The sequence below is a fragment of the Rhodococcus sp. 06-235-1A genome, assembly GCF_002258785.1.
Lineage (GTDB): Bacteria > Actinomycetota > Actinomycetes > Mycobacteriales > Mycobacteriaceae > Rhodococcoides.
In genome coordinates this window covers 110,984-132,055 of the sequence record NZ_NOYI01000036.1, presented here as the reverse complement: position 1 = coordinate 132,055, position 21,072 = coordinate 110,984, and the positions used below count along the sequence as shown (strand labels likewise).

Below are 21,072 nucleotides of genomic sequence, written 5' to 3'. Positions count from 1 at the left end.
GCGACGGCTCATTCCCACGGGATTCGATACGGCTGAGACGGGACCTCCGTCGTCGAAGTCGGCCATTCGTTCGGCCACATGATCTGCGAATCGGCTTTGAGCTCGTCGACTTCCGGTGGAACCGGATCTGCGTCCACCTCGATTCGTTCCCAACTGCATTCACCCGACGCGACGCGGCGTGCGTAGTGGGTCAGGTCGGCCGACGCTCGCGGTGAGGACGCCAGTCGGTCCAGCAGTTCCGCCGTGACGATACGAGTTTCGACTCGAGCCTTCAGGTCGGTGTCGAGTGCTCGTGTGCGTGCGGCCTCGAGCTCACCGCAGGATGTCATCAGACGGTCGTAGGCGGAGCGGGCGTGCGGAGGCACGTGCTCGATCATGCATCCCGCCATGGTTCATCGCCGGTGCCGACGGAAAAGTCGTCGTCGGGAGTACCGAGTACCGGTCGGATATCCGCGGTCTTCACCGCTTCGACGGCCTGCTTGCCGTCGTCGAGGAAGTCGTTCAGCGGGCGCAACGTGTCGTCGATCTTCTTGCCCACTTGGCCTTCGGGATCGCCGAGCGCATCGAGGAACGCGCCGAAGTCATCGACCACCTTTTCGATCTTCAGGATGAGTTCTTTGGTCAGATCCATTGCTTTCCAGCATATTTCGATGATGCTCTCGACCTGCCATGCTGTGCCGACCACCGGAACCTTCTTGATCACTACCTTCAATGCACCGCGGGCATTGTCGACGGCCACTTCCGACTCCAATAACTCGACGATTTTGCGCACCACTGCCAAGGCGGCCTCGCGAAGCTGGTCGGAGATCGCCGCACAGATCGCAGAGATCGTTCGTCCGGCGGGCCCTTCCCATCGCATTGCGGCCAGTTGGCGGTCGGCATAGTCGGTAAACGCCTGTGCGGCAGCGCCGTTCCAGTAGCCGTCCACGCGGCGCACCCCTGCCGCGAACGACTCCGCGGCAGCTTCCATAGCGTCACCCGCGATCTGGTAAGCCTGGCCGATTCGGCGAATTTCGTTCCAGTTTCCGGTCACGGGGATGGCCGCTTCGCGTAGCGGACTCCACCCGGAGAGTTCGAAGATCGTGCGGTCGATCTCGCCGAGCCACTCGGAGGCATCGGCGAGTACGTCCCGGAGGTCGTCGAGCACGGGATTCGGTGAATGGTAGTCGATCCCGTGGGGCCGGCCGTAGTCGGCGGGTCCTTCGAATTCGTCCACGTGCCCGACGGCGGCACGATCCGAACTGCCGCGGTCGATGCCGGACAGTGGCGGAAGTGTCGTGTGAGCGTTCAGCAGGTCGTAGTTCTTTTGATCTTGATCGGCATACAACCAGGCAGCTTTGTTGAGTTCGGCACCCATCTCCATGCAGTTGTCGGAAAGGTGGACCTGCCGAGTGCGCGTCATCTCCTGGAAGCCTGCGAGATACGGCTGGAGTCGCTGCAGAATTTGCCCGACCACGTTCTCGCCCAGACCCGCATGATCGAGTAGATACCGATGACTTGCCAGAGTATCGACGCCGATGCGATCGAGGAGATTTCCGAGGCCTGCGATTTCGGATGATCGTGCAGTGAGCCGTTCGGTCATTGCGTCGAGCTCTTCCGTAGTGAGGAGATGAGGCCTTCGACGTCCTCGTCGGTGAGTGCGTTCTCGACGTCACGGTCGGCAAGCACGACGAATACCGCGACCTCTGCGGTGGCGAAACCAGTAGTGGTGACGACGTCGAACGTCGCGCGGGGAGGAGGGCAGTACGGCGAGTCCGGTATGTCTTCCACCAGGGCTGTGTAGCGGACAGCCGGGACTGCGTCGATCTGCAGATACTCGGGGTCTCCGATCCGAACGTTGGGTTTCAGAGACCCGTCTTCGTTGGAGAAGATCATCGACGCTTTCTGCGCCTCTTGATAGGCGAGAACCGTCAAGTCACCCGCACGGCGACCGGTCATTCCGCTGATCGCCGAGGACTCGAACTCACCGCCTTCGCAATCGAATCGACCATGAAGACCCATTGCGCCGTACGTTGCGGTCGACCCGTCCTCGCCGACCCACTCCGAGAATCCGTCATTCCAATTCTCCCAGTCCGCAGGAATGTCGTAGGTCCAGCCGAATTTTGTGGCGATGGGCTGCGGCTGCCCGTCGGGCACGTCGATTTTCGGTGGCGGCCGGTTCATCGACGGGAACCCCGGTGGCAGGGGTGGTGGGGGCGTCGTTGAGCCCACGGGTGTCGGTGACACCGGCGGCAGAACCTGCACACCCTCGTACGGTTCAGGCACCGGAGGTGCCAGCTGCGGAATTGCCCACATGATCCCGAACAGCAGCGCTACCGACGCCGCGAGACGAATCAGAATTTTGCCGAGACCCATTGACGTACTCCCCCCGAAGTCGAACAGAAGCTAGCACGCGCGCCCGACACGAACGGCCCGCACGAGCCTCCACCGGTAAAGTGCCTGTTCATGAGAATTCTCGTCACGGGTGGGGCCGGGTTCATCGGCGCGAACTTCGTACATCAGACCCTCGCGCAGCGCCCCGACTCGCAGGTCACCGTGCTCGACAAGCTCACCTACGCGGGCAACAAGGCGTCCCTCGACCCGGTGGCCGATCGTATCGACTTCGTGCACGGCGACATCGCCGACGCCGACCTCGTCGATCGCCTCGTCCGCGAGACGGATCTGGTCGTCCACTTCGCCGCCGAATCCCACAACGACAACTCGTTGACCGACCCGTGGCCGTTCGTGCACACCAACGTCATCGGCACCACCACCTTGCTCAACGCGGTCCGCGAACACGACGTCCGCTACCACCACATCTCCACCGACGAGGTCTACGGCGACCTCGAACTCGACGATCCGGCACGCTTCACCGAATCGACCTCGTACAACCCGTCGAGCCCGTACTCCTCGACCAAGGCCTCGAGCGACCTACTGGTGCGCGCCTGGACCCGATCGTTCGGCGTCCGCTCCACCATCTCCAACTGCTCCAACAACTACGGCCCGTACCAGCACGTGGAGAAGTTCATCCCGCGTCAGATCACCAACATTCTCAGCGGCTCACGGCCCAAGCTCTACGGCGCAGGACAGAACGTGCGCGACTGGATCCACGTCGACGATCACAACAGCGCAGTCTGGGCCATCATCGACGGCGGGCGCATCGGCGAGACCTACCTCATCGGAGCTGACGGCGAAGCGAACAACCGGACCGTCCTCGAAGCGATCCTCGAAGAAACCGGCAACGCATCCGACGCGTTCGACTTCGTCACCGACCGCCCCGGTCACGACCTGCGTTATGCCATCGACTCGACCAAGTTGCGTACCGAATTGGGTTGGACACCAACGTATGTCGACTTCCGCGCCGGCCTCAAAGCGACCGTCGACTGGTACCGCGACAACGAGCAGTGGTGGCGACCGCAGAAGGACGCCACCGAAGCCGTCTATGCGGCAAAAGAGTCCGTACTGCCCTAGCTGCTGCGCGACATCCGGTGGCGCAGCAGCAAATACACCGCACGACGCATGAACGACGTCATCAGAGCCTTGGCGTTGCCGATGCGAACGTCGTTGTTGGACAGCAGGTTCGGGTCACTGGCCTGAAGCGAGCGATGGAAGTCCGCGGCTTGGCGTGCCTGTTGCGTCGCCAGCTCCACGCTCCACTGTCCCGAATTGATGCGGAACGACGCCAGTGGCCGGGGAATTGCCACGATGTCACCGCGTAGGGCGACCGCGATGAAGGTGGCCTGATCGATCAGGTAGGGATGGCTGTTGTCCCACAGGCCGACCTCGCGGAGCTCCGCGAGCTTCATCATGACGCCGCCCGGTTCACCGAAGATGTTGGCACCGGCCCGAACTGCAGTTCGGGCGGCCACTCGACCCGAGACCGTCCCGTGCAGGCCGCCGAGCCCGCGGGCGGCGATGACGGTCTTCCCGTAGGCGTCGATCAGCGTGCGTTGGGCGGCGACCAGAACGGCGGAGGGGTTGTCGTCGAACGCCTGCACCTGGGTGGCCAACGCGGTGGGCGCGATGGTGTCGTCGCCGCAGACGAGTTTGATCAACTCACCCGTGGCCTCTTCGGTGACGCGATTCCAGTTGGCTTGCGCGCCGCCACCGGCAGGGGTCGTCAGAACACGAATGCGGGGGTCGTCGAACTTCTGCGCGACGGCGAGGGTGTCGTCGGTCGACGAGTGGTCGGCGATGACGAGTTCGAAGTCCGTGAAGGTCTGCGCGAGAATCGAATCGATGGTCTCGGCCAGGTATTCGGCGTTGTTGTAGGCCGGGACGACGACGGATACACGGGGTGTCATGGTGTGGGGTCCTGGCTCTTTCTGCGGAACGAGAAGTCGCGGTAGCCGAAGAAGCTGACGACTGCCATCACTGCTGTGACGACCAATTGTGAAGGGATGGGCGGGAAGTGAAACACGGATACGGCGACCGTCATCAGCGAGATGTTGGCGAGGAACGCGCCGAAGTTCACGACGAAGAACCTCAGCAGATCGCGCAGGAAGTGCCCACGCACGCGGAACACCAGGTAGCGGTACATCGCGAACGCGCACAGTACGTTGCACAGATAGCCCAGCACGATGGCGGCGTGGTAGCCGTACCGCTCACCGATGAGCAACTGCCACACGATGAACCAGGCGGTACCCAGTGCAGTGTTGACGCCGCCGGCGAGCAGGAAGGCGATCTTTTGATTCTTGACGATGCGCATCAGCGGCCCGGCCGCACCGCTCATTCCGGCCGGGGGAGCGGGCGTCTGTGGTTCGGTCATCGGCCCACCCCCAAAGCTTGGCGCGTCGCGAACAGGGTCGAGGCGATGCCCGCGGGCAACGTTCGGTGCGTTCGACGGTCGATCTGTGGCCAGACCGTGGAGCGCAGACGTAGGTCGCGACCTTGGAACGCGGCGAGGGGAGATGCCGCGAGCACCACGTTCGGCCGACGGCGGAACACCGTCCGGCATGCTCCGAGGATCGAGCCGATGGTGACGGCTTCACCGGAGGCGAAGATCTTGATCGTGGGTGGCAGTTGTTGCGTGGCAGACATGGTGAGGGTGTCGGCGACCATCTCGGCCGCGTCGGACACGTAGAGGTAGTCGCGCAACGTGTCCATCGGCACGTAGATGGATACGGGTGAGGCCATGAGGTATCCGCGGCACAGGTGCGAGATGAGGCCCTGTGGTTTCGCGAGGTTCTGACCGGGCCCGTAGAGGTTGGCGAAGCGGCCGATGGTCACATTGATCCCCGTACGTTCACCGAACTCGGTCGCGATGGCCTCGGACTGCAGCTTCGCGAAGCCGTAGTCGCCCAACGGAACCGGCAGTGTTCTTTCGTGATGCGGGGCTCCGGCAGAGCCGGCGTACACACCTCCGGCGGACGAGGCGAGGAAGACCGTCCCGTCCTCGGCACGTTCGGCAGCGATGGCCTCGATGCGCGCCAGGACGGCACGGATCAGATCGTTCTCCTCGGCGAATTGCGCTGCGCTGGTGCCGTTCACACCCGCACCCGCGGCCCACACGACGTTCCACGCACCGTCGGCAAAAGAGTCGAAGAACTCCGAACAACGCTGCAGCAGTGCCTGTTCGGCGGACGTCCTGTCCGACCACGGGATGGTGCTGGTGTGCACCCTGTGCCCGCGACGACCGGCCTCCCGGGTCACCGCAGCGCCGAGCAGTCCGCCGCTGCCGACGATCCACGTGTGCGTTGCGGTCACGCCGACGGTGTGTTGCTCGGCTGGGAATCTTCGGCTGATTCTGCAGGCGCGGTACGTCCGAGCGGCCCGTTTCCCGGGTCGGTGACGATCAGATACGGCGGTTTACCCATGGCCGTCTTGACGTTCACGCCCACGTACTCGGCCACCACGCCGAGGGAGAACAGCGTGGCTCCGAAACCGAACAGCAGAATCACCATCGTCGATGCCCAGCCCCGCACTTCGGCACCGGAATCGAAGACGAAGTACGACACCAGCACGTAGGCCACGAGAATCAGACCAAGCAGCGCGAAGGCGATGCCGATGAAGCTGACCATCCGAAGCCCTTTGGTGCCGCTCGAGAGCACCATCCGCCAGAAATGCGAGAGCAGCGTCCGCAGGCGGTAACCGGATCGACGGTCCACCTCCTCCCGCAGTGCCACCGGACTCGTCGTGACGTCTCCCGCGATCCACCCGAGCGCGATGTCCAGGTACGCCTCCGAACCGGCATACGCGGCAACGGAGCGACCGACTTCACCGAGCACCAAGCGGTAGCTCTGGTAATCGACGGTGTTGTCCCCGGCCAGAGCTTTGGCGATCAGCCACTTCGCGCCGCGGGAGGCAGCGTTGCGCCACAGTCCGTGCGGTGCGACGTTGGTGGGCTTGGCGTAGACGACGGTGGATTGCCGGTCGAGGGCGGTATCGAGCATTCCGCCGATGGCTGCCGGGTCGTGCTGCCCGTCCTCGTCCATCGTGACGATCCATTCGCCGCCGCTCGACGCCATTCCGGCGAGGGTGGCGGGATGCTGACCGAAATTGCGGCTGAGCCAGACACCGCGCACGAACGTATGCGCGGCGGTGAGCTGTCTAATGACCGCAGCGGAGTCGTCGGGCCCGTGGTCGAAGACGAGAAGAACTTCTTCGACGACCATCGGACGCCCGACGGGAGTGTGTGTCACCTGCGTCAACGGAAGGATCTCGTCCATCAACGCACTGAGCGTCCGTTCGCCCTGGTAGACCGGAACCACGATGGAGATGCGGTGCGGAGCAGCAGCGTCGGACGTCACGAGGTCTGACCCTATCTGCTGGACGTCGTACTGCCGAACTCCGGCGCGGAGGGGCGTCGACGCCGTCGAACATCGAGCACCACCAGGCCGATCAGCACCATCACCCCACCGGCCATTGCAGCGAGTCCGAGTCGTTCACCGGGTGGCCGGAAGGTGAGCTCCAGGTCCGCTGCATCGGTTCCGGGCGGCAGATCGACGTACAGGAAGATATCGGCCAGGCCCTTCGTCTGCAGTGGCTCACCGTTCAGCGTCGCGGTGTAGCCGGGCCAGGCCAGACGCGAGAAGACGACGCTGCCACCAGCGGGTGCGGTGACGGTGACGTGCTCGGAGTCCGCGTCGGACGAGATCGGGTCGGCGGAGGCGTTCACCGTCGCTACGACGCGCCCGGACGCGGCGGGAATCAATCCATCGATTCGTTCGAGGACGTAGACCTGCCGAGCGGAGTCAGGGGTAGGCGCGGTCACCCAACGCCAACCTGTGGGCGCGGCCTCCCTCTCGGCCAGCGGATACTGCAGTTTCTGCAGCACGACGCGGTCGAGTTGCATCAGATCGGCGTAGGTCTTGCCGGTGTACGGCTCGATCTCGAAGAGCCGGTCGAAGGCGTCGGTGCAGGTCGACCCTTCGTGCTCGAAGCACAGCAGGTTTGCGAAATCGAGATAGCCGACGGGGGTGTAGGCGTTGACGTAGTCGAGGCCCATGACCTTGGCGGAGTTGCCGTACACCTGGGAGTGCCACGGCAGCTGTGGGTCGTCGGGGCCGTCGGCCTGCGTCTCGGTGAGCGCGCGGCTGCCGAGTTGCAACGTCGAGCCCTGCCATTGCGGGAACTGCGCCTTGGCTTCGGACTGAGATGCGGGCAGCCACCACTTGTCGAACGGCGGCTCGTAGGTGGCCACCTGGTACATCGCGACAGGTGCGATGGTCACGAGTAACAGCGCCGCCGTCGCTCGGGTGGAGAAGCGGTGGGCGAGCAGCAGAGCAAGTGCGCCGACCAGCAGGATTGCGAGCGCCGCAACGACGTGGCGACCGAAGAACTCCGGACCCGAGGAGCCGGCGCGCAGCAGCAACACCAGTGTCAACAGGCCGGCGGCGAGCAGCCGGGGCCGCAGCTTGTCCAGAGTCCCGTATCGACTGATCAGGGTGACCACGAGAATCAGCGCGACGATGGCGACGAAGGGAAGGATGCGAGCCGGCCAGCGGATGGGGCCGATGTCGCTCGGCCCGGCTGTGAAGACCAGGGCGAACGCCAACAGGATCAGCGGTGCGGCCAGTTCACGCAGAGCCCCGGGCACGCGACGCCACGCGATGAACGCGAGCGCAGGAACGACGAACCAGCCGATGTAGGTGACCGGCGATTCGGTGGTCTCGCCTGCCCACGACTCGATGCTGGTCACGGCCGTGGGGATGCTGGCGGTCAGCGATTCCGACCACGGTGCCGTCAGGAAGTTGTCGTTGAACGTTCCCTCGTCACCGCTGCGCCAGGTGACCGCGGAGGTCAGTACGCCCGGCAGGAAGGTGACGGCCCCGCAGGCGGCCGCGGCGATACCGACACTGCACACCTTCAGAGCCGGACGCCACAGGCGTTGGAACAACCGTTCGCCGATCGCGACCGAGCCGATCATGACGCCGGCCATCACCGCAGCGTGGACGTAACCAACGCTGATGGCCAGGTAGAGAAATGCGAACGGTACGACGGGGCCGCTGAGGCCGCGGGCGTACTTCACCGAGCTCGCCCATGCGTTGGTGATGTATGCGGTGCCGATGAGGGCAGTCACCCACGAGGTGTTCTCGAAGAACAGGGTGAAGCCGACGAACGGTGCACTCGCGCCTGCGACCGCGGCCCAGTTGGCGCGCGCCCCGTAGACGAGAGCAACGCGGTACACACCCCAGGCCAGCAGGATCGAGAAGCCGAGTTTGACGACCGTTGCGAGCAGTACAAGATTGTCGACGGACGGCGAGATGTAGTTGATCGCCATCTGCACCGGGTTCCACAGCCCGCCCTGGCCTTCGACGGGATAGTTGCCTGCCATCCACTGATCGAGCACGAGGGACGGAAAGTGTCCGTCGCGCATGATGCGCCCGAGTTGCAGCCAGTTGGGGATGGCGCCGGATTCGGTGTCGTCGATGTAGAAGAAGCGCGGGTCGACACTGAGCACCAACAGATAGCCGAGGACGACCACTGCGGCCACCCCAGCTCCCCACGCGAGGCGCTCTCGTCTGCTGTCGGGCAGAGAGCTGCTCTCGATCTGCGTATCCGTGGGGGGCAAGGTCAACTCCGTGAGTTCGGGCAAAGACACCCGACTCTAGCTCTCGAGGTGCCCGGGGACCGAAACGTCGGGTCGTGCACGACGCCGATGTCTGGAGCGACGCGACTATTGCGAGTGATCACTCTCTAAGTTAGAGTTCCGTCATCCTATGACGGAGGTCACATGAACCCGAACATTCCTTTCGACGTCGTCATCACCGGCGGCACCGTCTACGACGGATCCGGCGGCCCGGGCGTGCGAGCAGATGTGGGCATCGTCGACGGCGTCGTGCGGGCCGTGTCGTCCACACCGCTCGAGGTGGGCGCGACGACCGAGGTGGTCGACGCCACCGGCAAGTGGGTCACCCCGGGCTTCGTGGACGTGCACACCCATTACGACGCCGAGGTGCTCGTCGGCCCGGGCCTCGAAGAGTCCGTCCGGCACGGAGTCACGACGGTTCTGCTGGGGAATTGTTCGTTGTCGACGCTCTATTCCACTCCGGTCGACATCGCGGACCTGTTCAGTAGGGTCGAGGCGCTGCCGCGCGATCATGTGCTCAAAGCCGTCGATACCCACAAGGCGTGGAACAGCCCCGACGGGTACATCGCAGCGCTCGAGCGTCTGCCTCTCGGTCCCAATATCGCAGCGATGGTCGGTCATTCGGATCTGCGCGCGCACGTCATGGGCCTGGACCGCTCGACCGATCGCAGTCAGAAGCCCACCCGCGAGGAATGGCGCGCCATGTCCGACGCGCTCGAGAAAGCGCTCGATGCCGGGCTGCTCGGAATGTCGACCATGACGAACCCGTGGGACAAGTTGGACGGCGATCGGTACCGCTCTCGTTCGTTGCCGTCCTCGTACGCGCGGTGGAGCGAGTTCCGTGCGCTGCACAAGATTCTGCGTCGACGCGGTCGGCTGTTGCAGAGCATTCCGAACCTGAACACCAAGTACGACATGCTGTTCTTCCTCGCCTCGGCCACCGGAATCGGCCGCACTCCGCTCAAGATCTCGCTGCTGGCGGCGGCGGACGCGAAGGCGTCACCCTGGATTCATCGGGTCTTCGGTCCACTCGCTCGGATGGTCAACGGGCCGGGCAAGGGGCAGTTCCGCTGGCAGCACCTGCCCACCACGTTCGACGTCTACTCCGACGGCATCGACCTCGTGGTGTTCGAGGAGTTCGGCTCCGGCCGTGCAGCTCTTCATCTGCGAGAAGAGTTGGACCGCAACGAGTTGCTGTCGGACGAGGCCTACCGCCGCTGGTTCCGTGCCGATTTCGAGAAGAAGTTCAGCTCGCGCGTCTGGCATCGAGACTTCGCCGACGCCGAGATCACCGAGTGCCCCGACGCGTCGGTCGTCGGCAAGAACATCGCGGAGGTCGCGGCCGAGCGTGGTGTGCACGTGGTGGACGCGTTTCTCGATCTGGTGGTCGAACACGGTCGAAAGCTGCGCTGGCACACAACCGTTGCCAATCACCGCAAGCGGCAGATGGACAAGCTGATCAACCAGCCCGGGGTGACCGTAGGCTTCTCCGATGCCGGTGCTCATCTGCGCAACATGGCGTTCTACAACTTCGGGATCCGGTTGCTGCACCGCGTACACGATGCGCAGCGCGATCGTAGGCCGTTCATGACCGTCGAGAAGGCCGTGCACAAGCTCAGCGGCGAGTTGGCCGATTTCTACGGTGTCGACGCCGGACACCTTCGGGTGGGCGATCGTGCCGATATCGTCGTGATCGACCCGGAGGGTCTGGACGAGGATGTCCTCGCCTACCGCGAGGAGATCATGCCGGAGTTCGGTGGCCTGAGTCGAATGGTCAATCGCAACGACCGCGCTGTCACCGCCACACTGGTCGCGGGCCGAGTGGTGTTCTCCAGCGGCACCTTTGCCCCCTGGTTCGGCGTGTCGGAGCGGGCCGGGAGCTTCCTGCGCGCGGGCACTCCAACGGCTCCTCGTCGCCGGGAGCGTGTGTGAGCCCCAGTCAGCAGCAGCGCCGGACCGAGACCATCGGAAAACTGCTCGACGCGACCATTGCATCGTTGTGCGAGAAGGGCTACGCCGCAACCAGTGTCAGCGAGATCGTCAGCCGCGCGGGGGTGTCGTCCGGTGCCATGTTTCGGCACTTCGACACCAGGCTCGATCTGATCGTCGCCGCAGCCGACGAGGTTCGTCGACGTCAATTCGTCGAGTTTCGCCGTGGCCTGTCCGGTTTCGGGAGCGCATCGATCGAGCACTGCCTCGAACTGCTCAGGGCTGCGTGCCGCGCCCCGATCAACGGGGCCTGGTACGAGCTGCTGACCGCCGCCCGCAGTGACGAGGAGCTACGAGAGAGGCTGCAGCCGTTCACTGTTCGATATCACGAGCAGATCGGCGAACTCGCCCGCGCGCTACCCGTCGCCGGCGTGATCGATCCACGACATCTGGAAACGGTGATCTTCACCGTGGTTCACCTCCTCGACGGTGAGGCGTTGGCGGCCGTCGTGCATCCGCAGCCCGAGCAGGAGGCCATGCGGCTGAGAATGATTGCTCACCTGTTGCGCGGCGGCACCCTGCACGCCCTGATGGACGCAGGATGACCGGCTGGACGGTACGCACGCCCGGTGCCGAGCTTCCCGTCTTCGAGTACGGGAACCGGTCTGCGCGCTCGACGGTGCTGCTGGTGCACGGCTATCCCGACAATCATCACGTGTTCGATCCGCTGATCGCCGAGCTCGGCGACACGGTTCGCGTGATCGCCTACGACACGCGAGGCAGCGGAGCGGCCATGCTCGAGCCTGCGGCGGACGTTGCCATCGAGCAGCTGGCGCGAGACGCCTTCGCGGTGGTCGAGTCGATTCCGGGGCTCACCGGCAAAGTGCACGTCTTTGCCCACGACTGGGGGTCGGTCCAGATGTGGGAGGCGATGGCCGCTCCTCGGGCTGCCACCGCCTTCGCGTCGTACACGTCGGTGTCGGGGCCCAGTCTGGATCATTTGCGGCAGGTGGCACGGGCGCGGCTGGTGCGCCCGCATCGGTGGCCGTCGCTGGTGGGGCAGTTGGCCCGGTCCTGGTACGTCTTCGGGTTTCACGTGCCCGTCCTGCGTACCCGGGTACCGGGATTGGTGGCGCGACTGGGTGCCGAGGGCGAGCCGACCCCGATCGCAGCCGACCAGAAGCGCGGCATCGCCCTGTACCGGGCGAACGTGCTGCGGCGTGTGCTCCGCGGGCCTGATCCGCGGTGCGCCGTCCCGACCACCGTGGTGGCTCCGACACGCGACCGGATGCTGTCGCCGAACCTCACCGACGGTCTGGATCGATGGATCCCCGACCTGCGCGTCGTTCGGGTCGATGCGGGCCACTGGTGGCCGTACACGCACCCTGCCGACGCCGCCCGCGTGTTGATGGCGAGGGTGCAGGAAGCGGAGTAGACGGCGAGCGTCGGACGGATCGGTCGGGGGCTGTGCAACCATGGTCAGTGGTCTTCTTATCGATACGGCCGCACATGTGCTCGCTGGAACTGTCACTACTCGAACTGGATGGGGTACTTCTCGGTATGGACGGCACTGCTCTCGATCGTCTCGGCTCCGCATCGGATGTGTCGGCGGTTGCCGGCGGTGACGGTGAGCCCGAACTGACAGTTCAGAGACTGCTGTTCGACGGTCCGTCGCCCCTGGTCAGTGCCGATATGTACAGCTCTGTCGGCAAGGGCAACGCCGAGCGCACCCGCACGGGCGTCCGGATCGCCAAGCGCAGCGTGCTGCACACCAACAGCTACTTCGGACGGTTCCCGGCCAGCTACTGGCAGCGGTGGACCACCGTCACCGAGGTGGTGTTTCGAGCGACCGTCGCCGGTGCCGGTCGGATCGATCTGGTGGCCACGGATTACAAGGGCCACGAGCGCACGATGGCCAGCAGGACGGTCGATTCCCACAACGCCTCCACTCAGGTGGCCGTCCCCGTTGCCACCACACAGTTCCTCGACGGCGGTGCGCTGTACGTCCGCTTCACCACGACGTCGAGCGAGTTGTCGGTGCAGGACGCGGAGTGGACCGTTGCTGCTCCCGAGAAGCTGCGTCCCACCTCGGTGGTGATCTGCACGTTCAACCGCGCCGACGACTGCGCCAACACCGTCGCCGCGATGGCCGACGACCCGATTGCGCTGCTCGGCGTCGACAACGTCTACGTGGTCGATCAAGGCACCGATCAGGTGCAGACGCGGGAGAAGTTCCAGCGCGTGGCCGCCGAACTCGGTGACAAGCTCGTCTACATCACGCAGCCCAACCTCGGCGGCGCAGGCGGGTTCACCCGTGGCCTGTACGAGGTGCAGGGTAAGGGCGGCGATCCGGCCAACGTGATCTTCATGGACGACGACGTGCTGTGCGAGCCCGAGGCGATCGTGCGCATGAACTCGTTCGCCAACATGACCGTCGAGCCGGCGATCATCGGTGCCCAGATGCTCTACCTGTTGCATCCCGACCGCGTGCACGTCGGTGCCGAGGTGGCGAACCTGCAGAAGCTCGAGGCCGGAGTTCACGTCAAGAACGCGATCTCGGACAAGAGTGCGTTCAAGCGCAAGCGCCAGCAGGACGTCCGCGTCGATGCCGGCTACAACGGGTGGTGGTCGTGCCTCATCCCGTCCGAGATCGTCGGACAGGTGGGTTACCCGCTGCCGCTGTTCTTCCAGTGGGACGACATCGAGTACGGATACCGTTCTCGCGCAAATGGATTCGCAACCGTGACGCTCCCGGGCGCGGCTGTCTGGCACGCCGACTTCGCGTGGAAGGACTGGGACGAGTGGCATCGCTACTTCAACCTGCGCAACGGCATGATCACCGCAGCTCTGCACATCGAACTCGACGGTAAGACCCTCGCCAAGCAGCTGTTCACCGATCTGCTGCGCTACCTGGTATCGATGCAGTACGGCATGGCGCACACGCTGATCAAGGCTGTCGAGGACTTCCTGGCCGGTCCGGACTATCTACTCGACGGCGGAATGGACGCCGCCGGCTCCATCCGACGCGAGCGTGCTGCGTACGGAGAAACCAAGCGGCACAACGCGAACGACGTTCCCGGGGTGCGTCCGGCCGATATGTTCATCACCCCCGCGGGACCGCACCCGAAGAAGAGTATGGAATTCGCGGTCCTGGCCAAGCGAGTGCTCAATCAGTGGCGCGGCACCGTGAACCCCGGCCCCGTCGCCATCTCGGCCGACGACGCGCACTGGTGGCACGTCTCGCTGTTCTCGCACGCGATCGTCACCGACCGCTCGCAGGAGGGCGTCCGAGTTCGCAAGCGCAACAAGGCACATGCGTCCGAGCTGCTCAAGCGCGGAGTGACCGCACTCAAGCGTCTGCGCACCGAGACTCCGACGGTTGCTGCGTCGTACCGAGCCGCCGTGCCGAAGTTGACGAGCCGAGAGAACTGGGCTCGCCTCTACGGGCAGTAGCTATTTCGCGCGGACTTTCGGTGCCGTGCGAATCCGCACGACGACCTGTTCGTTGTCGGCGGTGTAGCCGAGGTAGTCGAACTCGGTGCCGGTGCGTGCGACGAATTCCGTCCACGCCCGGTACTCGTGGTTGCGCCAGCCGGGGAAGTTGAAGTACTCGTCGAACACGATGACGGTGCCCACAGCGAGTCGATCGGCCACCAGATCCAGCACGGTGACCGTCGAGGAGTACAGGTCGGCGTCGAGGTGCAGGAACGCCAGCTTCTCGTGGTGGCCCTTCAGGAAACCCGGCAGCGAATCCTCGAACAGTCCGGGGACGATCTGTGCGCCCGGCACTTCGGGAATGCTCTCCTGCTCGAACAGTCCTTTCGGGAAGCCCGTACGCCAGGTCTCGGGTAGGCCCGAGAACACATCGAAGCCGGCGACGACGGTGATGTCCTCGCGCGACGCCAGTTCCTCGGCGATGATCTCGAGCGTCGTCCCGCTGGCGACTCCGAACTCGAGGGCCATGCCTCGAATGGAGACCTCACCGAGGGCGAATCGCAGCGTCGCGTGCGGCCGCAGGAACGTCGGAGCCTGCGGCATCATTTCTTCGGCGAACTCCGCGCTCTGGGCGGCCGCTTCGACGTCGGACGCGTACGGGATGTCACGACGCATCCGCATCTCGAGACCGCGGATGAATGCGTGCAGGTCGTCGATCTCACGGCGTTGACGTTCGAGAACGTCGAGCAATTTCGCCTGTTGATCGTTGGTCTGCTCGGCCAATTGGGCGGTCTGCTGTGCCAAAACCTCACCGATCGCTCGTTGAAGCTTCTCCCGTGCCGACGACTTGATGCGATCCGCGAGCTTCCGAGGTTCTGTCATGGGCACACGGTAGCGGTAGCGCGTGGGTGCGCGCACCCCTTGGAGGCCCCGTCAGGGTCGGCGGAAGTGTTCCCGACGCCCCAGCCCGCGCAACCGGAACCATTCGGCCAGACCCTTCGGGTTGCGAGTGGTGACAAGGAAGAACCAGGTGAAGCGAATCCACTCCTGCGGCAACAGCTTTCGCATGCCTGGCTGCGACATCAGATACCCACGGTTGCGGTACGTGAAGTAGCGCTTGGTCGCGTCCTCGGGGTACTGCGTGTGCATCCGGCCGCCCAGGATCGGCTTGAACTCCTCGGCTCCGTTGGGGTGAACGTAGGCGGTGGTGAGGCACGTACCGAATTTCAGACCGGAGCGCTGCAGTCGACGATGCACTTCCACCTCGTCGCCGCGGACGAACAGGCGTAGATCCGGCACGCCGACGGCGTCGATCGTCGACGCCTTGAACAGTGCGCCGTTGAACAGCGACGCGATACCTTCCAGGAGATCGTCGTCCGGGTTCTCCGGGTCGATCAATTCCGATCGCAGGCGACGCCATTCGACACCGCGGCGCAGGGGGAACGCGAGCCGGTCCGGGTCGTCGATGTCGCAGACGACGGGGGAGACCTCGTCGAGGCCGTGAGTGAGGGCGCAGTCGTACAGAGTCTCGAGCACCTTCGGGCCCTCGGGGCGGCCGTCGTCGTCGGCGAGAAACACCCAATCCGCACCGAGCGAGAGGGCGTACAGAATTCCGAGGGCAAATCCGCCTGCGCCGCCGAGATTGTGCCGGGAGCCGAGGTACGTCGTCGGCAGGGCCGTCGACTCCACCAACTCACGGACAGCGGGCTCGTCGGCGTTGTCGACGACGACCAGATGATCGAGCGGACGCGTCTGGGCACCGATCACGTCCAGCGACAGAGTCAACAACTCACGCCGCTTGTGCGTGACGATGACCCCGACAATCTTGTCAGCCACCGGCTGCATCTTCCCGCTCGATCTCCTTCAATATCTGCGCGACGTGGTCTCCCGCGTCATCACCGTCGTACGCCCGCACCACTTCTTCGATGCCGCCCTGCTGCCGCACCTGGCCGTGATCGATCCACATCGCGGTGTCGCACAATTGAGCCAGGAATTCGTTGGAGTGACTGGCGAACACCAGGATTCCCGAGCGCTTCACCAACTCCTGAAGCCGATGACGTGCCTTCTTCATGAACTCCGCGTCGACGGCCCCGATGCCCTCGTCGAGCAACAGGATCTCCGGGTCGATGCTGGTGACCACGCCCATCGCGACGCGTACGCGCATACCCGTCGAGTAGGTACGCAGCGGCATGTCCAGATAGTCACCGAGTTCGGTGAAGTCGGCGATCTCGTCCATCTTCGCGAGCATCTGCTTGCGGGTCTGCCCCAGGAACAGGCCGCGGATGATGATGTTCTCGTAGCCGGAGATCTCCGGGTCCATTCCGACGCCCAGATCGAACACCGGCGCGACGCGGCCGCGAATGGTGGCACTGCCCCGCGTCGGCTCGTAGATGCCAGAGAGCAGACGCAGCAGCGTCGACTTGCCCGCGCCGTTGTGTCCCACCAGTCCGACGCGATCGCCGTCCTTCAGGTTCATCGTGATGTTCTTGAGTGCTTCCACGACGACGACGTCGGACGAGTTGCGATCGATGGCACCGCCGGCTTTGCCGAGGAACGCCTTCTTCAGAGAGCGCGTCTTGGCGTCGAAGATCGGGAAATCGACGCACGCGTCATGGGTGCTGATGCTGATGGACAACTCGAGACCCCTAAACCCAGTAGGGCACGCGGGCCCGGTACTTCTTGAGAGCGAGAATGGCCAGCGCCCAGCCGACGACGGTGAAGCCGAGCACGATGTACCAGTGGTACGCCTGCTGATCCTCGCCGATCAGGGGGGCCCGGATGATGTCGAGGTAGTGGAACAGCGGATTGATTTCGACGAGCTTGGCGCGGTTCGCGGCCTCGCCGCCCATTTGCTGCAGGCCCGAGGTGGTCCACACGATCGGTGTCATGAAGAACATCAGCGTGACGAAGCTGTTCAGGATCGGGGCGATGTCGCGGTAGCGGGTGGCGATGATGCCGAACAGGATCGATACCCATACTGCGTTCAGCAGGATCAGAACCAGCGCCGGGATCGCGAAGATCACGGTCCAGTGCAGACCGCCGGGCGGCCAGAAGATCGCGATGATGATGATGTAGATCAGCATGTTGTGGCCGAGCAGCAGCAGCTGACGCCACACCAGCCGATAGACGTGCACGCTCAGCGCGCTGGGCAGCTGCTTGATCAGACCTTCGTTGGCGACGAAGACGTCTCCGCCTTCGAGAATCGCAGCGCTGATCAACCCCCAGACGATCAGGCCGACGGTCACGTGGGGCAGGAAGGTCCGCAGATCGATGTTCAGCAGCACCGAATACAGCAGACCCATGGCGATCGCCTGCACGCCGGTGGCGATGGTGATCCAGAACGGACCGATCACCGACCGTCGATAACGCTGCTTGATGTCCTGCCACCCGAGATGAAGCCACAGTTCGCGCTGATTGAAACCGGTTCGCAGATCGCCGAACGCGCGCCGATAAGTCTGTGAGTCCGAAACCGGAGCAGGCATCTGTTCTCCTGCCTCGCTCTCGGGATCCTTCGCTGGTGCCGACACGACGGTCGACACTACCCGTCGAAACGCCCTAGCTCATTCCGCAGGCTCCACTCGCGCCTTCCTTCGGCTCGTGGGCTCGTTCCGAGCTTGTCACAGGTACTGGCCGGTACCGCTGCCACCGTGGCCGCCACCCGGTGCGGGCATCACGCCGGGAGGCAACGCGCCCTGACGCATCTGTTCGAGTTGGGCGCGGGCGGCCATCTGCTGAGCGAACAGAGCCGTCTGGATGCCGTGGAACAGGCCTTCGAGCCAACCGACGAGCTGCGCCTGCGCAATCCGCAGTTCCGCGTCGGTGGGGACGACGTCGTCGCCGAAGGGCAGCACCAGACGCTCGAGCTCGTCACGCAGTTCCGGCGCGAGTCCCTGCTCGAGCTCGTGAATCGACGACTTGTGGATTTCCTTCAGACGCGTCCGGCTGGCGTCGTCGAGCGGTGCAGCGCGCACTTCCTCGAGGAGTTGCTTGATCATCGTGCCGATGCGCATCACCTTCGCGGGCTGCTCGACCATCTCCGACAGGCCCGACCCGTCGTCCGAATTCTCGTTCGCGGACGATCCGGCGGCGCGGGCGGCGGCTGCGGTGGCTTCCTCGCGGCTCAGGGCGAGAGGTTCTCCGTTGGGACCGATCACAACGACGTGGTCCTCGGGGGCACTGTTCGGCTCGGATTGGGTCATTTGTCCATCATTACGCCTCGCTCGTCGTTGCGCGATCGTCGGGGGCGATTATCCTGGTCCGGTCGTCGGGAACAGCAGCTCGTCGAAAAATTGTGGAAGCAGGGAGGGAACGAAGCGTGCGAGGTGGGCAACCGTTCCCTGGCGAAACAGGACGTGAAACACAAGCTTTACCGGTCGGCGCTTAGAGTGTCCGGCATGGGTTACGACGTCGCGCGAGTGAGAGGTTCCATCCCCTCGCTCGGTGACGGGTGGATTCATCTCGACCCTCAGCTGGGGATGCTGATTCCCGATCGTGTGTCGACCGCTGTGTCCACGGCGTTCCGGCACAGTGCGTCCAACCATTCGGCCGGCAACACCTCGGCCAAGCGCAGTGCGGCTCTGCTCGAATCCGCTCGTGTCGCCATCGCCGATCTGGTGGGTGCGTACCCGTCCGGAGTCGTCATCGGACCGGACCGCGCGACGCTGCTGTCCTGGCTCGCGGATTCACTGAGTTCGCGCCTCGGTCTGGGAACCGGTTTGGTGCTCTCGCGTCTGGACGAGGAAGCGAATGTCGCGCCGTGGCTCCGGATCGCGAGCAGAACCGGTGCGCACGTGCGCTGGGCCGAAGTCGAAATCGATACCTGCGAGCTGCCCACGTGGCAGTTCGACGAACTCATCACCTCCACCACCAGGCTCGTCGCGGTCACTGCGGCGTCGCCGATCGTGGGGAGCGCGCCGGACGTCCGGGTCGCTGCCGATCTGGTGCACGAGGTCGGGGGACTGATCGTCGTCGATGCGGCCGGAGCAGCTCCGTACGCGCACGTCGACATCAAGGAGCTCGGTGCCGACGTCGTGGCGATCGACGCTGCGGCGTGGGGCGGGCCGTCGGTGGGCGCACTCATCTTCCGCGATCCGACGCTGCTGGAACAACTGCCGTCCATGTCGCTCAATCCGTCGGCCAAGGGGCCCGCGCGGCTCGAGGTCAGCAGTCACCAATACGCGTTGTTGGCCGGTGTGGTGGCGTCCATCGACTACCTGGCCAATCTCGACGACGCCGCGACGGGCACTCGCCGTGAGCGGCTCGAACTGTCGATCGGATCTTTGCAGCACTACCACGACGGGCTCTTCGACTACCTGATGAAGGCGCTTGATTCGCTCGATCACGTCATGGTGTTGGGCAATGCACCCACGCGTGTGCCCACCGTGAGTTTCACGGTCGAGGGCATGCCTGCAGTGAAGGTGTCCGAGCAACTGGCGCAGGCCCGAATCGGCAGCGTCAGTGGAGTCCATGGCGGCAGCCGTCTGCTGGACGCACTCGGCGTCAACGACGAGGGCGGTGCCGTCTCCATCGGTCTTGCTCCCTACACCACCCGCTACGAAATCGATCAGCTCGTCAAAGCGCTCACTGCACTCGCTCTCTAGCGGAGCGGCTCCGCCGCACGTGCACGAGGTGCCTCCGGGTCGTTCCGCAGGCTCCACTCCGGCCTCGTAGTGGGCGACGAGGTTTCGTGCACGACCGCTCATCTGCGTTACTGGACTCGCAGAATCACTTTCCCGATGGTCTCGGCCTCGTCGAGCATTCGATGTCCCTGTGCCGCTTCGGTTATCGGGATCTCGGCGTGTACCACCGCGGTGACGCGTCCCTCGGAGATCATCGGCCACAGGTGCGCCGTCATGTCCGCGACGATGTTCGCCTTGCTCGACGGCCCGGTTTCGGGCCGTCCGCGCAAACCGGCGGCGTGCACGGATCCACGCTTGGCGAGAAGCTTGCCGAAGTTCAGCTCACCCTTCACGCCGCCCTGCATGCCGATGGTGACAACGGTGCCGTCCATGGCCAGGGCGTCGATGTTGCGGTCGAGGTACTTCGCGCCCATGTTGTCGAGAATCAGGTCGGCACCGTGATCCTCGGTCTGTGAACGGACCTCGGTGACGAAGTCTTGATTCTTGTAGTCGATGAGAATGTCGGCACCGAGGTCTGCACACATGTCGAGCTTGTACTTCGAACCGGCGGTGACGGCGACGGTGACGCCCATCTGCTTGGCCAGTTGGATTGCGTGCGTGCCGATTCCGCTGCCGCCGCCATGGATGAGCAGCACCTGCCCCGAACGCATGTGTGCGTCCATCACCAGGTTGGACCACACAGTGGACGCCACCTCCGGAAGTGATGCTGCCACATGGAGATCGAGGCCCAGAGGGATGGGAAACAGCTGGGTGGCGGGCACGGCGACCTGCTCTGCGTAGCCGCCGCCGGCCAGCAGTGCGCAGACTCTGTCGCCGACGTTCCACCCACTGACACCGTCGCCGAGTTCGGAAATGATGCCCGAGCATTCGAGCCCGAGAATCTCGCTGGCACCCGGGGGCGGTGGGTAGTTGCCTTGACGCTGCATCAGATCTGCCCGATTGACGGCGGTGGCCGACACATCCACGATCACCTGACCGCGGCCGGGACGGAGGTCGGGAACTTCGGTCCATTCCATGACGTCGGGATCGCCGAATTCTTTGAGGGTGATGGCACGCATG

General features: G+C 64.5%; 20 protein-coding genes. 6 read left to right on the top strand and 14 right to left on the bottom strand.

Translation table 11 applies throughout. The annotated features are described in order from the left end of the window. Positions 1–8 precede the first annotated feature (8 nt). The 3 genes from CH275_RS28630 to CH275_RS28620 are packed head-to-tail and all read right to left on the bottom strand — an operon-like array spanning position 9 to position 2,355. Positions 9–377: a hypothetical protein gene (locus CH275_RS28630; protein ID WP_094681451.1), complete on the bottom strand. Its 369-nt coding sequence runs from the start codon at positions 375–377 to the stop codon at positions 9–11. After that, positions 374–1,582, bottom strand: a complete 1,209-nt coding sequence (locus tag CH275_RS28625) for a WXG100 family type VII secretion target (RefSeq protein WP_094681450.1) — start codon at positions 1,580–1,582, stop codon at positions 374–376. Before CH275_RS28625 ends, CH275_RS28630 begins: the two co-directional genes overlap by 4 nt. Beyond that, the gene (locus tag CH275_RS28620; RefSeq protein WP_094681449.1) at positions 1,579–2,355 is read right to left on the bottom strand and encodes a hypothetical protein; all 777 of its coding nucleotides are present in this window, start codon (positions 2,353–2,355) and stop codon (positions 1,579–1,581) included. Before CH275_RS28620 ends, CH275_RS28625 begins: the two co-directional genes overlap by 4 nt. A gap of 90 nt (positions 2,356–2,445) precedes the next feature. Between CH275_RS28620 and rfbB the strand changes: the two genes are divergently transcribed. Continuing rightward, complete coding sequence (gene rfbB, locus CH275_RS28615; RefSeq protein WP_094681448.1) at positions 2,446–3,450, top strand: dTDP-glucose 4,6-dehydratase; 1,005 nt, start codon at positions 2,446–2,448, stop codon at positions 3,448–3,450. On the opposite strand, the gene CH275_RS28610 is transcribed toward rfbB, so the two are convergent. The 5 genes from CH275_RS28610 to CH275_RS28590 are packed head-to-tail and all read right to left on the bottom strand — an operon-like array spanning position 3,447 to position 8,992. Continuing rightward, a complete protein-coding gene (locus CH275_RS28610) occupies positions 3,447–4,283 on the bottom strand; it encodes a glycosyltransferase family 2 protein (RefSeq protein WP_094681447.1) in 837 nt (278 codons plus the stop codon). The genes rfbB and CH275_RS28610 overlap by 4 nt on opposite strands. Continuing rightward, the gene (locus tag CH275_RS28605; RefSeq protein WP_094681446.1) at positions 4,280–4,747 is read right to left on the bottom strand and encodes a GtrA family protein; all 468 of its coding nucleotides are present in this window, start codon (positions 4,745–4,747) and stop codon (positions 4,280–4,282) included. Before CH275_RS28605 ends, CH275_RS28610 begins: the two co-directional genes overlap by 4 nt. Continuing rightward, positions 4,744–5,685 (bottom strand): NAD-dependent epimerase/dehydratase family protein, encoded by a 942-nt coding sequence (locus tag CH275_RS28600; protein ID WP_094681445.1) that lies wholly within the window; start codon positions 5,683–5,685, stop codon positions 4,744–4,746. The genes CH275_RS28605 and CH275_RS28600 overlap by 4 nt, the downstream gene beginning before the upstream one ends. Beyond that, positions 5,682–6,698: a glycosyltransferase gene (locus CH275_RS28595; protein WP_094681492.1), complete on the bottom strand. Its 1,017-nt coding sequence runs from the start codon at positions 6,696–6,698 to the stop codon at positions 5,682–5,684. Before CH275_RS28595 ends, CH275_RS28600 begins: the two co-directional genes overlap by 4 nt. Before the next feature lie 41 nt (positions 6,699–6,739). After that, positions 6,740–8,992 (bottom strand): YfhO family protein, encoded by a 2,253-nt coding sequence (locus tag CH275_RS28590; RefSeq protein ID WP_143546903.1) that lies wholly within the window; start codon positions 8,990–8,992, stop codon positions 6,740–6,742. A 162-nt stretch (positions 8,993–9,154) separates the two neighbouring features. Between CH275_RS28590 and CH275_RS28585 the strand changes: the two genes are divergently transcribed. The 4 genes from CH275_RS28585 to CH275_RS28570 all read left to right on the top strand — a co-directional run bounded on the left by CH275_RS28585 (position 9,155) and on the right by CH275_RS28570 (position 14,392). Further along, on the top strand, positions 9,155–10,942 hold the full coding sequence (locus CH275_RS28585) for an N-acyl-D-amino-acid deacylase family protein (RefSeq protein WP_094681443.1): 1,788 nt from the start codon (positions 9,155–9,157) through the stop codon (positions 10,940–10,942). After that, a complete protein-coding gene (locus CH275_RS28580; protein WP_094681442.1) occupies positions 10,939–11,544 on the top strand; it encodes a TetR/AcrR family transcriptional regulator in 606 nt (201 codons plus the stop codon). The genes CH275_RS28585 and CH275_RS28580 overlap by 4 nt, the downstream gene beginning before the upstream one ends. Next, positions 11,541–12,374, top strand: a complete 834-nt coding sequence (locus tag CH275_RS28575) for an alpha/beta fold hydrolase (protein WP_094681441.1) — start codon at positions 11,541–11,543, stop codon at positions 12,372–12,374. Before CH275_RS28580 ends, CH275_RS28575 begins: the two co-directional genes overlap by 4 nt. A 125-nt stretch (positions 12,375–12,499) precedes the next feature. After that, positions 12,500–14,392 carry a glycosyltransferase gene (locus CH275_RS28570; RefSeq protein ID WP_094681491.1) on the top strand — a complete coding sequence of 631 codons (1,893 nt, stop codon included), beginning with the start codon at positions 12,500–12,502 and terminating at the stop codon, positions 14,390–14,392. Here CH275_RS28570 and CH275_RS28565 read toward each other — a convergent pair whose 3' ends face one another. The 5 genes from CH275_RS28565 to CH275_RS28545 form a co-directional block, all read right to left on the bottom strand. Then, positions 14,393–15,256 (bottom strand): TylF/MycF/NovP-related O-methyltransferase, encoded by an 864-nt coding sequence (locus CH275_RS28565; RefSeq protein ID WP_094681490.1) that lies wholly within the window; start codon positions 15,254–15,256, stop codon positions 14,393–14,395. A 51-nt stretch (positions 15,257–15,307) separates the two neighbouring features. Continuing rightward, the gene (glfT1, locus tag CH275_RS28560; RefSeq protein ID WP_094681440.1) at positions 15,308–16,219 is read right to left on the bottom strand and encodes a galactofuranosyltransferase GlfT1; all 912 of its coding nucleotides are present in this window, start codon (positions 16,217–16,219) and stop codon (positions 15,308–15,310) included. After that, positions 16,203–17,003: a galactan export ABC transporter ATP-binding subunit Wzt/RfbE gene (gene wzt, locus CH275_RS28555; protein WP_179276399.1), complete on the bottom strand. Its 801-nt coding sequence runs from the start codon at positions 17,001–17,003 to the stop codon at positions 16,203–16,205. Before wzt ends, glfT1 begins: the two co-directional genes overlap by 17 nt. A 16-nt stretch (positions 17,004–17,019) precedes the next feature. After that, complete coding sequence (gene wzm / locus CH275_RS28550) at positions 17,020–17,901, bottom strand: galactan export ABC transporter permease subunit Wzm/RfbD (protein WP_094681489.1); 882 nt, start codon at positions 17,899–17,901, stop codon at positions 17,020–17,022. A gap of 90 nt (positions 17,902–17,991) precedes the next feature. Next, positions 17,992–18,573, bottom strand: a complete 582-nt coding sequence (locus CH275_RS28545) for a bacterial proteasome activator family protein (protein ID WP_094681438.1) — start codon at positions 18,571–18,573, stop codon at positions 17,992–17,994. Between the two features lie 195 nt (positions 18,574–18,768). On the opposite strand from CH275_RS28545, the gene CH275_RS28540 reads away from it, so the two are divergent. Continuing rightward, positions 18,769–19,974 carry a cysteine desulfurase-like protein gene (locus CH275_RS28540; protein WP_094681437.1) on the top strand — a complete coding sequence of 402 codons (1,206 nt, stop codon included), beginning with the start codon at positions 18,769–18,771 and terminating at the stop codon, positions 19,972–19,974. 107 nt (positions 19,975–20,081) lie between these two features. On the opposite strand, the gene CH275_RS28535 is transcribed toward CH275_RS28540, so the two are convergent. Further along, complete coding sequence (locus CH275_RS28535) at positions 20,082–21,071, bottom strand: NAD(P)H-quinone oxidoreductase (protein ID WP_094681436.1); 990 nt, start codon at positions 21,069–21,071, stop codon at positions 20,082–20,084. Position 21,072: the final 1 nt, after the last annotated feature.